Below are 14,395 nucleotides of genomic sequence, written 5' to 3' on the forward strand. Positions count from 1 at the left end.
TGGGTTAACAATCTTACCAATTACCAATTACCAATTCTCAATTACCAATTACCAATCCGAAACAAAAACATCCGTTGTTAAAATCTAAAATACTATCAGCCACATCGGAAGAGTTAAAAGCAATATTATCGTTCCTGTTGCTACTGTGGTAACTGCTAAGTCGCTGTCGAGATTGAAGATTTCGGCAATTATTAAAGTGGAGAAAGCCGGGGGCATTCCTGCTTGTATTACAATTACTTGCGCCGGAGTGCCTGTTAAACCCACAACTCGGAAAATACTACCTAGAATTAGCGGTACTAGCAGCATTTTGATGGCGATGCTGATTCCTGCTTGGGGTAAATTATGCCAGGAATTTAACTTGCTCAATCGCATTCCCATTAAAATCAGTGATAAACCGACACCAATCCAAGCAAATTTATCTAAAACAAATTCTGCGGAGGGGGGAATTTTTATTTGACGAAACAGCAAGCCGAATCCGAAACTCCATAAAGCAGGATTGATTAATATTACTTTGCTAATCTGCAAAAAGTTTGTAGCACTACCGCTAAAACGGGCTGCGATTACTGTGCCAAAACCCCAAGTCACAAACAACGAACCTAATAAATCGTAAAATAATCCCCAGGCAAAATACTGAGTTCCATGTACTGCCAAAGTGATAGGATAGCCAAGAAAACCCGTATTTCCTGCCATCGCCGATATTATTAAACTTCCCTGAGTAGGCTGTAATAAGACTGTACTTGTAAAATAACTTTGCAATTTTATGACGACTATGGCAAAAAATGCTCCGAGTAACATGGCAGCGTAAGCTACTGCAGGTGCAATCCAAATTGCTCCGGATAAATCGGCTTTGCGTAAAAAAGCGACAATTCCTATCGGTACTCCTATCCAAAACAGGAACTTACCCAAACGATTTAAAGCTGTATTCGGTAGCCAGCGCCCTAATAAAAATCCTATTGAAACCGTTGCAATCAGCTTAAAGTAAAGTTCTAAGATGTTTTCTAACACAAAATCAGGAATTGCATATGTAACCTACTATCTAACAGGTTTCTTTCTCTACCGTCTACAATCTCTAATAATTACCGAACATTCATCAGGAGTTGAGCCTTGAATAATGAGTTTTACGAGGAAGCACAAAACTCAACCCCCTCTGAAATAAGCGAAGATATTCCCCAAGCTTTGCGCGATACTCCTGATGCGGCTCCCAAACTAGGTTTGTCCTCATCGTTTGTGGCGATCGCCGGAGTAATGGGTTTTGTTCTACTTGCTGCAATTAGTGGTTTAATATTTTACGTTGCTACCCCCAAAAATACAGCAAAACAGCAACCTTCACCTACTAGTTCGGCTTCTCCTAATACACTAGACAGTGATTCTGTCAATAAAAAAGCAGAACAGCAAACACTGTTAGGTCATTTAGAATACAAAGAAGCTCCAGAATCGGAAATTGTAGCAGTTAATGTAGGCGGAAGACGGATAAAATTACGAAAATCTGCCGGTGAAAGGTTTAAGCAGATGGCGAAAGATGCTCAGAAAGCTGGTGTAAGATTAGTACCAATTTCGGGATTTCGCTCGGTTAAAGAACAAGAAAAATTATTTATTAGAGTTGGTGCCCAACGCAATCAAACACCAGCCCAAAGAGCATCAGTAAGCGCTCCTCCCGGACATAGCGAACATCACACCGGTTACGCAGTAGATATTGGTGATGGTGCAGTACCGGCTACGAATTTGAGTACCAAGTTTGAAAAAACCAAAGCATTTAAATGGTTGGAAGCAAACGCTCCCCGTTATAGTTTTGAATTGTCATTTCCCGAAGGTAATTCACAAGGTGTGAGTTATGAACCTTGGCATTGGCGATTTGTTGGTGATAGAGATAGTTTGGAGACTTTTTATAAGGGTAGGGATGTTAAGCCGATTCCTACGCCGGAATCATAAAAAATATAGATTACCTGTGTAGAGACGTAGCAATGCTACGTCTTTTTTGTTTATGGGGATAACGCAAAATCTTTGTTTTAAAATTTTTTGATCGTCAGCATCCAAACACATTAATTAAACGAAGGAAGAAGGAAGAAGGAAGAAGTTTGGAATTGGGATGGGGATTTAAACCCCAACCCAATTCTGACACCGTAGGTTGCCGGGGAATTAAACCCATATATTTAAGTTAATACCAAGAAATATAATAATCATCTATAGTTATTGGAAATTCGCGACCTGTGAATAATGTGAATAATAATACAATAAAATACTCTGGTCGAGTTAAAACTATTATTTGTAAAAGACTAACTAACGATTGGCAAGATTTAGCAGATTATTTTGATATTCAATTACACGAGCGTGAAGGTTTTCGTTCGGGAAGACAAGCTCATGGTGTCTGGGAATGGTTGGAGCAAAGAGATAGAATTGGTGAATTAGAATCGGCTTTAAATGATATTGGACGGGATGATTTAGTTGAGGAGCTTAAAAAAAAACTAGTTGATGGAGAAAGTACTAGTTTATGCTTAGCTAAGCTATTTAACGTTCCAAAATTACCAGATAATTTTTTACCACGTGACGAACAGCTTCAACCCCTCAAACAAAAAGTACTTTCTCATACTAATCAACCTGTAGGAATCACAAGTACTACTCGTCGGGTAGGTTTACAAGGGATGGGTGGTATTGGAAAAACTGTTTTGGCTACGGCTTTAGCAAGGGATGAGGATATCAGAAAAAAGTTTTTTGATGGGATATTTTGGATAACATTAGGACAAAGACCAAAGCTTTTAGATTGGCAATTATATTTATCAGAAACTTTGGGAGATAATCAAGCTACATTTACTGAAATTAGTTTTGGTAAAGCCAAGTTAAAGCAGTTATTTGCTGATAAATCTTGTTTGCTGATTTTAGATGATATTTGGAATTTGAATCATGCAACGACATTTGATGTTTTAGGAGAAAAATGTCAGATGCTAGTTACAACTCGTGATGCTTCGATAATTACGAGTTTTGGTGCTGTTCGACATGAATTAGCGGTTTTGAGTCAGGAGCAGTCTTTAACACTTTTAGCCGATTGGGCTGGTTATAAAGATAATACTCTGCTTCCTCCAGAAGCCAATCAAGTTGTTGAAGAGTGCGGAAACCTACCTTTAGCGCTATCGATGGTAGGAGCTATGTTGCGTGGTAAACCCAACCTTTGGGGAAATGTATTGCAGAAGTTGCTCCCGTGCTGATTTAGATAAAATTCAGCAACAGTTCCCAGATTATCCTTATCCCGATTTACTCAAAGCGATTCAGGTTAGTGTAGAAACTTTAGAAGCAGATACCAAAGAAAAATATTTTGATTTTGCTATATTTTCGGAAGATACAGCAATACCAGAACAAGTTTTACAAATATTTTGGCAAGCTGAAGGTTTAGATGAATACGATACTCAGGATGTAGTAGATGAATTAGCAAACAAGTCCTTAGTATCAACGGATGAGGATGGTAAATTACGGTTGCATGACTTGCAATTAGATTATCTCAGGAAGCAGACAGAAGATTTATCCACATTACACAATCGCTTTTTGCAAGCCTATAGCCAAAAATACCCCGATGGCTGGCATACTTTAGAAAATGACGGCTATATTTACCAATATTTAAGCTATCATTTCCAACAAGCACAACGAGAAGACGAACTTCAACAATTGCTGCTTGATTTTCGGTGGTTAAAAGCAAAGTTAAAGAACACTAATATAAATGCTTTGATAGCAGATTATAATCTCATTCTGAGCGAAAATAATTTTGATCGACAATCTCAATCGCCACAAGATAAAAGTCTTCAATTAGTAAAAGGTGCTTTACAACTTTCGGCGCATATTTTAGCTGGAGATAAAAATCAGCTACCAGGACAATTATTCGGACGTTTGCTGTCTTTTCAAAACCCTGAGATTCAGCATTTATTACAACAAGCAAAAAATAATCAAACTTCTCTCTGGTTGCGACCTTTTGTTCCCAGCTTAACTCCTCCTGGTAAGGAATTAATAGCCACTTTTCAAGGTCATAGTGACTCGGTTTATGCAGTGGCTTACGCACCAGATGGAAAACGGGCGATTTCTGCTTCCTATGACAACACTCTCAAGCTATGGGATTTACAAACAGGAGAAATTGAGCATACTTTTCAAGGTCATAGTGACTCGGTTAATGCAGTGGCTTACGCACCAGATGGAAAACAAGCGATTTCTGCTTCCGATGACAACACTCTCAAGCTATGGAATTTACAAACAGGAGAAATTGAGCATACTTTTCAAGGTCATAGTGACTCGGTTTATGCAGTGGCTTACGCACCAGATGGAAAACAAGCGATTTCTGCTTCCGATGACAAAACTCTCAAGCTATGGAATTTACAAACAGGAGAAATTGAGCATAGTTTTCAAGGTCATAGTAACTCGGTTAATGCAGTGGCTTACGCACCAGATGGAAAACGGGCGATTTCTGCTTCGCATGACCAAACTCTCAAGCTATGGAATTTACAAACAGGAGAAATTGAGCATACTTTTCAAGGTCATAGTAACTCGGTTAATGCAGTGGCTTACGCACCAGATGGAAAACGGGCGATTTCTGCTTCCTATGACAAAACTCTCAAGCTATGGAATTTACAAACAGGAGAAATTGAGCATACTTTTCAAGGTCATAGTAACTGGGTTTATGCAGTGGCTTACGCACCAGATGGAAAACGGGCGATTTCTGCTTCCTATGACAAAACTCTGAAGCTATGGAATTTACAAACAGGAGAAATTGAGCATACTTTTCAAGGTCATAGTGACTCGGTTTATGCAGTGGCTTACGCACCAGATGGAAAACAAGCGATTTCTGCTTCCGATGACCAAACTCTCAAGCTATGGAATTTACAAACAGGAGAAATTGAGCATACTTTTCAAGGTCATAGTGACTGGGTTGTTGCAGTGGCTTACGCACCAGATGGAAAACAAGCGATTTCTGCTTCCGATGACAAAACTCTCAAGCTATGGAATTTACAAACAGGAGAAATTGAGCATAGTTTTCAAGGTCATAGTAACTGGGTTAATGCAGTGGCTTACGCACCAGATGGAAAACAAGCGATTTCTGCTTCCGATGACAAAACTCTCAAGCTATGGAATTTACAAACAGGAGAAATTGAGCATAGTTTTCAAGGTCATAGTAACTGGGTTAATGCAGTGGCTTACGCACCAGATGGAAAACGGGCGATTTCTGCTTCCGATGACAAAACTCTCAAGCTATGGAATTTACAAACAGGAGAAATTGAGCATAGTTTTCAAGGTCATAGTAACTGGGTTAATGCAGTGGCTTACGCACCAGATGGAAAACGGGCGATTTCTGCTTCGGGTGACAAAACTCTCAAGCTATGGAATTTAGAAACAAAGGAAGAGGAAGATACTTTTACTGGTGAAGCTTTTATGGTGAGTTGTGCTGTTGCACCTGATGGGTTAACAATTGTGGCGGGAGATGTAGAAGGAAGGGTGCATTTTCTGCGTTTAGAGGAAGGGAATTAAAGCCTTTTGCCCCTGATATTACAATTGTGCCAGTTGCGGTCATTGCTAATTCTTTTTAATTATTCCCCAAAATCTCATTCACGTTAATATTCACATCATCAAAAGCTTGAATAACTAAACTCTCACCCCTGACAAGTTTATCTACTTTCTGATAACCATCCGTTGCGGGTTCTCGATACACTTCTACACATTCGGAATTAATATCAACCAACCAAACTTCTACTACACTTTCTTCAGCATAAAGAGGTGTTTTTACTTCCCGGTCATATTTAATAGTAGTATCAGCAACTTCTATAACCAGAAAAACATCTTTTGGCTGCGGATGTGCTGATAAGTAATCATCCTCACGAGGTTTTAGTAAAGCCACGTCTGGTTGTGGTTGTGAACTATCATCTAATCCTATGGGATTTTGAACGCTGATAATTACTTCATCGCCCAATTTCCGATGCAAAACTTTATCTAAACGTCTTACACAACAAGCATGTTTGGTTCCTATAGCAGCCATTTCAATTATTTCTCCCCGAATCAATTCCACCCTGTCATCTTCATTCAGAATGCCTACTGCTGCCATTTTGTGGAATTGTTCGACAGTAAATTTCCTTCTGAGCAATTGTACAGTCATTTTTTGTGCAGGGATTTTGGGTTGTTTACTGGTTCCTAGCCTCTGGCTGGGAACCCATAACCGGAGGCTCTGCCTCCAGTATAAGTGGAAGGCAGAGCCTTCTTAAATGCATTACAAGGCAGAGCCTTGTAACGAGATAAAAGCATAAGCTTGCCGTTGCGGCAAAGTTATGGGTTATGGGTAAATGTGACTTTACCCATAACTTTGCCGCTACTGGAACCATAACTTTGCCGCCAACAACACCATAACCCTCATTCTTACGTCAGCCAATTTTTGATGAAATTGGCATCTTGGAACCATAATTTTGCCGCTAGTTCAAAATGGAATGATAAGTCTGCCGTGAGTTCAATCGAATATACAAAGCAGGAAAGAGCAGAAGCGGTTTATGCTGGCTGGTGTCGGAGATAAATTTTCATCTATGGCAGCCCTATTAATTCCAAGTGAGGAATATGTAGACTTAACTTTTAAGTTAAGAGGCGCACCTATTCCTCTTGATAATGGCTATGTTATCTATAGTGCTTTGTCAAGGATTTGTCCTAGTCTTCACGAACTGAAGTCTATTGGAATCCATCCGATTGCTGGAATACCAACTAGGAACAATTTGCTTGAGATCGCGGCTCAATCTCGTTTAAAAATCCGGATTCATCACCAACAAATCCCTTTATTATATCCCTATTTAGCAGGTCAAGCTTTTCACATAGGTAAAAATTCTTATCAACTAGATATTCCCGATTACAAACCGTTAATTTCCTCAGAAAGCGTTTATTCACGATTGGTGGTAATCAAAGGGTTTCAAGATCCTAGTAACTTTATTGAAGCTGTGCAACGGCAACTAGATAATTTAGAAATACAAGGAAAAATTGAACTTCTTACCCGACAAGATGGAACACCTCAAAGAAGGCAATTAACCATCAGTAAGGAAGGGAAACAGTTTAAAGTTAGAGGATTTGGCGTAAAAGTAAGCGAACTTAACCCTGAAGATTCCTTAACCCTGCAAGAACATGGTATTGGGGGAAAACGAAAGATGATGTGCGGAATATTTGTCCCAGCGACTCGCAACAAGGAAGAAAAGGAAACCATTACATGATTGCTACCCAGCCCAAAATTTCCCTATCTCTCGATGCTGCGGATACGACAATCATTCACCGCGCTGGAATGACGGGACTTTACATGACTTTAAAGCGGTTAGAAAAGCAATATCCCTCATCTCATCAGCGCGGAGGATATATATCATGGAATTTAACTGCTGATACTATTGAATTATCTTGGGAAGGAAGTGATTTAGTTGCCTTATCTTGGTTAATTAAGGAGTCTTTTAAACTAGATGATACAGGTTTAATTCATTTGGCAGGACTAGAAAATGATGCAATAGATTTAATCCAGAAAATTCATATTCATGAGGGAATGCGTGCTGTTTTCCTGCGTCATAATAAGTTTTATAAAGCGGGAGAATTAGTTGACACTGAATTAACAGTTAAAGATAAAAAAGTCGAGTATCAATACCAATCCCTAACTTGGTATGCACATCAAACCTTTGCAGAAAAGTTATGCAATATAGATACCCAACAACTGAGACGTGATTATATTCAAATAACCAGTTGGTTGTATTTAGGGGGAATTGTTCGTCACGCGAAGACGCAGAATATTACAAAACTGGAAGAAAAACTTGAATACGCTTTCGCATTATTATTTGTACCAGTTATTTGTCATTATTGCTTATTTCATATTCCATCAGAAGATTTGAAGGAAAAGAAACCCCATCGCTACCTAGTGGTGATTCCAGAAATCAAAGATTTTGAAGATGCTTCTCAAAGAAGATGGCGGTTACAGCAATTAGAAACTAAACAGTTTCATGTTAGTAACCTTGGTGAAGCAGGATTAATTTATTACAGCTTAGACGATATTCACACTGAGGCGGACTACTATCAAGCTTGTCAAGTTTGGTTATATGAAAAAATGAATAAATCTTCCCGTCAAAGAACATTGATGGGGATAGAAGAAATTAAAATTTATAAGAATACTTTAACGACTTATCAACAGGTTCAAAAGTACTTTAAAACAAATTATCAGAAAATTAAACCTAAGCAAGTTTTTGTTAAAGTGAATCCAATTCGCTCTCTGATTGCTGATAATTTAGTGAAAGGAAACCATTGGTGGTCTAAATTTTGGGAAAAATTGGTGATAGAGGATTCAAAAGAATATTTATTTAACCAGTTATTTTTCAATCGAGAAGGACTCGTAATAATGGCAGAGAATAGTGAAGAAGATAAGCAGTATCTTATTTTTATTAAGGTATTTCAGCAAGCAATGAAGGGCAACTTTGCTAAACTGTATGCCAAAACTGAGGAAGGAAAAAATCCTCCAATTAAGAAGAAAGTTGAGCGATTAAGGGCAGAGCTAAACTGTTGTTATGATGAGTTGTCGTTTAAGGAATATTTGTCTGACTTTTTAGTAAGAGGGGGGTTAAATAAATATTTTAATCATCATCAAGAAGAGATTGCACTATTAATTAAAAAATCATCTTGGCAAGAATTAAGAATTTGGGCATTGTTAGCGATCGCCAGTTATAAGCCCAAGGATAAACCTACCAATAGTGATGATCATTCATTAACAAACAATCAACAACTAGAAGAAATGAATGATGAGTCAGAAGAAGAATGATAACAATATACCCAATTATTACCTCTACGGAACAGTCCTCACTCGTTATGGGTTAGCGTCCTTAAATCATGACATTAGTCGAGGTAATAAGACTATTCTGCAAAAAGGCTATTGGAATGGTAAAATTCATTCTTTTGTTGGTTCAAGTGCAATTCGTTGGGCGTTACGTTTTTATCTTCAAAAGCAAGGTTATTTAGTTAATAGAGTTTGGGACGAAGATGAACATATTAATCGGTTAACAAGTGAAGATTTCGATCCAGAACAGTTTTATGATGATGATATTTTTGGGTTTGCTTTACTAGAGTCTGCGAAAACAGAGGAGGAGACTTCAACAACCAAGAGGAAAAAGAAAAAAACAAAACTCAGCACTCCTAATCAGCGATTGGGTGCTTTAGGAATGAATATGGCTGTTTCGCTTACGCCTTATGACGGTGCAGTTAAATTAGGTGCAAAAAGTGGCAAAAAAAAGGATAGTACATCGCTTCATTTCACCGAATATCATGCAACTAGATATCAATATTATTTTGCAATCAATGTTACTCATCTCAAAGATTTTTCGCGAATCTTACCTCTTATAGATGGGATTATGAATCTGCCCAAGGTAGGAGGTAGTAGTAATGTTTTTAATTATCCTTTCTTTCCCGATAGTTTAGTATTTCAATGGACAAATAATTTTGCTTCATATGTTTCCTATTGCTTTGAATATTGCGAACCTAAGAGTAAGGAAGTAAAACTGACAAAAGAGTTTATAGATGAAGTTGAATGCGGACAAATTGACCCTGGGCAATTGTGGATTGGGGGAACAATTGTTAAGGATTTACAGCAATTAGATAATTTTGATAATTCCCCTTTTAATAAGGTGAATATTAATCGGAATAGAAACGAACTGATTGAAGCTTTGAAAACGGTTATCAAAAGAGACTTGGGCTTAGAATAATCAAAATGGTTGCACCATTAATTCTCTATTTGGATGTTCCATTTGCGACTTTTCGGGAGTCCCATGCAAGGGAAATGGGAAAAACCTATCCTGTTCCTCCTCCAGCGACAGTATATGGAATGTTGTTGTCTTTGGTAGGGGAAACGGATGTCTATCGCCACTGTGGGGTAGAATTGGCGATCGCGATGTTATCTAGCCCCAAGAAGTCGCGAATTTTGCGTAAAATGAGACGGTTTAAGAATGCTGATTTTAGCCATCCGGAGAACGTGATTCCCGGTTATCAAGAAGTTTTGTCTAATTTGAAGTGTTTGATTTGGGTTCGTTCTGACGGGGAGAAGATACAACCAAGCTTGAGGGATAGGATAAAGTTGGCTTTTGAACATCCTGAGCTAGTAAGACGGTTTGGTTGTTTATTTTTGGGAGAAAGCGACCAGTTGATAAAAAAAATCAAACTTGTCTCGGAAGATTATCTAGGGGAGGTGAGACATTGGGTAATTAGGGATAATCGAGGTGGGTTGACCTTACCTTATTGGGTTGACCATGTGGGGTCAAGAAATACGCGATTTCTGAGGTATCGGATTGAGGAAATGGATAGATTGTCACCCCCTAATTTGGCGTGGACAATGATTCAATCTCCGATTTGACAAGTATCTGTACTGGGTAAGGGGATTGAGGTCAAAGAATAGCGGAAAGATTTGCACAGTATGGGATATAGCGATTTATAACTGGAAAAGGTGCTTGCAAATCCTTGAAAGAGTTAAGGGGATTGAGTTTTAAAGGTTGATTGAATATAAGAAATTAATAAGTTTTGTTTTTTTGGCATTTCCTGCTGAGGGGTACTTGTAAAATTGTGAGTGAGCCTTCATCGCTAAAGAGTTTTAACCTGTGCTGTGAATCTTGGCTTTATGCCGTTAGGCGTTGCTCACCACCTAGAAGTTTACATCGTATCTGCCATTTGTCGAGGTGAATCTTGGCTTTATGCCGTTAGGCGTTGCTCACTGAACAGCTTTGACAACATAGGTACCTCTTTTATTTAGTGAATCTTGGCTTTATGCCGTTAGGTGTCACTATACCCAAAAGTTGTCAAAGGCTGGAAGCATAAGCGAGTAACTTAGGGGCTGAAACCCTTATTGTTGCGTTAATTGATTGTCAAGAAGTCCGGCGCAATGGAAGCATAACTTGTCCGCTTGAGCAAATTGGAAGCATAAACCTATGCGTGAGTCCTAAAACGGAAGCATCCTTTAAACCCTATAAAAACGTTTAGATTACACTAGTACTACTTTATACATCCTTGCCCAGATTGAGTTTTGGAGACAGAAGCATAATTTGTCCGATAGTCGATTGGAAGCATAAGTTGTCCTTTGCTGCCAAGTTATCCTTCCAGTGACATTAGGCGTTGCTCACTCGGGTGTTGTAGACTTCTCGGACTCGAATCACATGTGAATCTTGGCTTTATGCCGTTAGGCGTTGCTCAAAATCAAATCTTGAAGGCGAGCTAAAAGCTTTGTCCGTATTTATTAATTTACTGATGAAAAAAACATCAGTATCTTAGCTTATAATCAAAGCTCAAATTTTACCCATTGCTTTCCCAATTAATTTCATAAGCACTTCTGCTCTAGCTTGGAAAAATGCTTCAAAATTATCGGATTGCAAAATATTAAATTCGATACAGTGCGAGCCTCCTTCGGAGGAGCTTCGCTAACGCAATATTTCTTCTATTCGTGTTGCTTTTATTCCTTGTCGTTCAAACTCCTTGAGGTAAAGCGAAGGAGCCTTGCTACCGATTTTTTTGTTGGTCTTAGCGCTTAGGGGAGTACGATTAACAAGGCAGTTATAAATTTTGGGGTCAATGCCTTGTTTGCGACACCAAGCAATAGGGAAGATATGATGCGAGTCGATTTGCTCCTCAAAATAAACAACATCGTTGATTTCTTCACCTGTAATCCAATCAACTGCACCTTCGCGACGTAGTAATGCCGCAAATCCTTGATATACAGCACCAAGTCTTTTTCTCACACTGAGCAGTCTTTGGTAAGAGAAATTTGCTTGGACAATGCCAAAGGGTACTAAATATAAATACCGCTGAAAACTTGTAAACACTTCACTGATATTCGCAACGCTTCCTAGTTCTTCAACAGCATCACGAACAGCATGATATTTTAGTTCCAACAGTTGAGGTAATTTAGCGCGATCAAGTTCTCCTACCCCTGCTTGAACGTATTGTTCCAATACAAAATCAAGAAATTCTTGCTGTTTGCCTGTATACCGCGAGAAGATTAACGACTTGTGAGCGAGAACCCGCTCTTGGCGATTTATGGGTGGGGAAGCATAGGCTACATAAGCCAGCACATCATATAAATCGCTTTTCCGGGCATCAATTAGACGGCTAATTTCTGTGAGTTGTTCTTCTCCATAGCCTTTCTCTGCCATTCCTTCTAATAGGGCTTTGCGGGTGTCAGGACGACTCCATATTAATCGTAACTCGTCTTCATCTTTAAATAGTTCAGGAATTTCACCAAAAAGACGTTCCACAAATTCTGTGGCACTCATGGGTTTACCTTCTGGACTCCAAAAGGTGGTGGACACCCGATGCTCGAAGGTACGTTCTTTACCATCAGCGAGTTTTATCTTGATTTTTTTAGGGCGGCGTTCTTCAGGAGTTTTCTCGTTATCTTTGTTGGTATCATGTATGAAAACTTTGGTTTTATCTTCACCTTCAGGTTTTTTTATTACTACAGGTTCTTGGGGTTCGCCATCCCATTCTGGATCGTTAAAATGTTCGTAACCTTTAACGAAATCGTAGATAGTAAAGTAGTCTTTGCCTTCAAATAGTCGCGTACCACGACCTATAATTTGTTTAAATTCAATCATCGATTTAATGGGACGCATCAAAACGATGTTACGAACGTTACGAGCATCAACCCCAGTGGAGAGTTTTTTAGAAGTGGTGAGAATGGTGGGGATATTTTTCTCATTATCTTGAAAGGTGCTGAGGTGCTGTTCGCCCAGTTTCCCATCATCGGCGGTGACGCGGACACAGTAATTAGGGTTACTGCTAATCTTCATTTGGTTGATTAAATCTCGCACAGCTAGAGCGTGGGGTTGGTTAGCGCAAAATACCAGAGTTTTTTGATTCTGGTCAATTTCTGACATGAATAGTTGCACCCGGTAGCGTTCGCGCTCCGTAATTTCGATGATGCGGTTGAAGTCGTCTTCAGTGTAGGTTCTGGCTTCGTCTACTGTACCTTCGATTAATTCATCGTCGGAATTATAAATATATTCATCTAAGTTCGTTTCAATTTGCCTTACTTTAAAGGGAGTAAGATATCCGTCGTTTATGCCTTCTTTGAGGGCGTAAGTGTAAACTGGCTCGCCAAAGTAAGCGTAGGTATCGGCGTTATTAGCACGTTTGGGTGTTGCGGTGAGTCCCAATTGTACTGCGGGAGAAAAGTATTCCAAAATACCGCGCCAGGTGCTTTCGTCACTGGCTCCACCTCGGTGACATTCATCAATGATGATGAAGTCAAAGAAGTCGGGGGGATAGTCGCTGAAGTTGGGTGTGGGATTACCTTCTTCATCCTTTCCAGTCATAAAAGTTTGGAAAATAGTAAAAAAGATACTGCCATTTTTGGGAACTCGACCCCGTTTTTTGATAGCTTCGGGGTCGATGCGAACGAGAGCATCGTCGGGGAAGGCTGAGAAAGAGTTATAAGCTTGGTTAGCTAAAATATTGCGGTCTGCTAAAAATAAAATTCGCGGACGACGGGTGGGTTTTCGGCTGAGATTCCAACGGCTTTGAAAGAGTTTCCAAGCGAGTTGAAAAGCGACGAAGGTTTTACCTGTACCAGTTGCCATTGTTAACAGAATCCGTTCTTTCCCACTAATGATGGCTTCTAGAACGTGCTTAATCGCATTATGTTGATAATAACGGGCTTCCCATGTACCGCTTTTATCTTCAAAAGGAATAGCAGCAAACAAATCGCGCCACTGGTTATCTTCGCTAAAGGTGGCTGACCAAAGTTGTTCTGGGGTGGGATATTGGTTGATGTAGCCTTCTGTCCCTGCGTGCATATCTACTTGGTAGATTCCGATGCCGTTTGTAGAGTAAGCGAATCGGGTTTGCAATTTTTCGGCGTATTTTTTGGCTTGTCCTAAACCTTCGGTATCTGGTAAATCGCGTTTTTTAGCTTCGATGACGGCAAGTTTTTCACCATGATAAACCAGCACATAATCTGCATATTCCGGATTTGCACGTTTACCATTGCCAATTAAGCGACCAAGGGCGATAACTTCCCGGCGGATGCGACTGCCTTCGATGATGCCCCAGCCAGCGGTTTTAAGTGCGGGGTCAATTAGTTCGGCACGGGTTTCAGCTTCGTTCATGATAGCTCTTCTTGGAAATATGGTAGACGGCAATAGGCGATCGCAATCGCTTATTTTAGTTTAACTTGTCACATTATCTTAAGTGTTAATACGGTAATTTACTTGGCAATATGGAGCCAATGTATGTTTAGTTCTTATTTCGCTTACACGATTTGCGTTAAAACACTTTTTTATCGGTTTTGCAAAGGTTTCAGGTTGTGGAATGGGCTGATATCGATTTGCTTTTAAGCACTTTTTTTGTTGTTCTCAAAGGGTTTCAGGTTTTGAGTGGCACTGATATCGGTTTGCTTTTA

The 14,395-nt window shown here is 39.5% G+C and carries 11 protein-coding genes; 8 read left to right on the plus strand and 3 right to left on the minus strand.

Annotation, left to right across the window (positions count from 1 at the left end; genetic code table 11):
- Positions 1-84: 84 nt before the first annotated feature.
- A complete protein-coding gene (locus RIV7116_RS11755) occupies positions 85-1,005 on the minus strand; it encodes an AEC family transporter (RefSeq protein ID WP_015118520.1) in 921 nt (306 codons plus the stop codon).
- Positions 1,006-1,104: 99 nt separating this feature from the next.
- Here RIV7116_RS11755 and RIV7116_RS11760 point away from each other — a divergent pair, with 99 nt between their 5' ends.
- The 3 genes from RIV7116_RS11760 to RIV7116_RS11770 all read left to right on the plus strand — a co-directional run bounded on the left by RIV7116_RS11760 (position 1,105) and on the right by RIV7116_RS11770 (position 5,499).
- Positions 1,105-1,929: a D-alanyl-D-alanine carboxypeptidase family protein gene (locus tag RIV7116_RS11760; RefSeq protein ID WP_015118521.1), complete on the plus strand. Its 825-nt coding sequence runs from the start codon at positions 1,105-1,107 to the stop codon at positions 1,927-1,929.
- A 287-nt stretch (positions 1,930-2,216) separates the two neighbouring features.
- Positions 2,217-3,200: an NB-ARC domain-containing protein gene (locus RIV7116_RS11765; protein ID WP_044290893.1), complete on the plus strand. Its 984-nt coding sequence runs from the start codon at positions 2,217-2,219 to the stop codon at positions 3,198-3,200.
- A complete protein-coding gene (locus tag RIV7116_RS11770; protein WP_083894060.1) occupies positions 3,172-5,499 on the plus strand; it encodes a PQQ-binding-like beta-propeller repeat protein in 2,328 nt (775 codons plus the stop codon). Before RIV7116_RS11765 ends, RIV7116_RS11770 begins: the two co-directional genes overlap by 29 nt.
- A gap of 55 nt (positions 5,500-5,554) precedes the next feature.
- Here RIV7116_RS11770 and RIV7116_RS11775 read toward each other — a convergent pair whose 3' ends face one another.
- Entirely contained in the window at positions 5,555-6,121 is a 567-nt protein-coding gene (locus RIV7116_RS11775) for a Uma2 family endonuclease (RefSeq protein WP_015118522.1), read from the minus strand.
- Positions 6,122-6,397: 276 nt separating this feature from the next.
- Here RIV7116_RS11775 and RIV7116_RS37360 point away from each other — a divergent pair, with 276 nt between their 5' ends.
- From RIV7116_RS37360 to cas5, 5 genes are read left to right on the plus strand one after another with little or no spacing between them, the layout of a single operon-like run.
- A complete protein-coding gene (locus RIV7116_RS37360; protein ID WP_256380836.1) occupies positions 6,398-6,529 on the plus strand; it encodes a hypothetical protein in 132 nt (43 codons plus the stop codon).
- A complete protein-coding gene (gene cas6, locus RIV7116_RS11780; protein WP_015118523.1) occupies positions 6,507-7,208 on the plus strand; it encodes a type I-MYXAN CRISPR-associated protein Cas6/Cmx6 in 702 nt (233 codons plus the stop codon). The genes RIV7116_RS37360 and cas6 overlap by 23 nt, the downstream gene beginning before the upstream one ends.
- On the plus strand, positions 7,205-8,782 hold the full coding sequence (gene cas8a1, locus RIV7116_RS11785) for a type I-MYXAN CRISPR-associated Cas8a1/Cmx1 (RefSeq protein WP_015118524.1): 1,578 nt from the start codon (positions 7,205-7,207) through the stop codon (positions 8,780-8,782). The genes cas6 and cas8a1 overlap by 4 nt, the downstream gene beginning before the upstream one ends.
- Positions 8,760-9,719: a hypothetical protein gene (locus tag RIV7116_RS11790; RefSeq protein WP_015118525.1), complete on the plus strand. Its 960-nt coding sequence runs from the start codon at positions 8,760-8,762 to the stop codon at positions 9,717-9,719. Before cas8a1 ends, RIV7116_RS11790 begins: the two co-directional genes overlap by 23 nt.
- A 5-nt stretch (positions 9,720-9,724) precedes the next feature.
- On the plus strand, positions 9,725-10,363 hold the full coding sequence (gene cas5, locus RIV7116_RS11795) for a type I-MYXAN CRISPR-associated protein Cas5/Cmx5/DevS (protein WP_015118526.1): 639 nt from the start codon (positions 9,725-9,727) through the stop codon (positions 10,361-10,363).
- 1,054 nt (positions 10,364-11,417) lie between these two features.
- Here cas5 and hsdR read toward each other — a convergent pair.
- Positions 11,418-14,102: an EcoAI/FtnUII family type I restriction enzme subunit R gene (hsdR, locus tag RIV7116_RS11800; RefSeq protein WP_015118527.1), complete on the minus strand. Its 2,685-nt coding sequence runs from the start codon at positions 14,100-14,102 to the stop codon at positions 11,418-11,420.
- Positions 14,103-14,395: the final 293 nt, after the last annotated feature.

Origin of the sequence: Rivularia sp. PCC 7116 (assembly GCF_000316665.1) — a bacterium.
Classification (GTDB): Bacteria; Cyanobacteriota; Cyanobacteriia; order Cyanobacteriales; family Nostocaceae; genus Rivularia.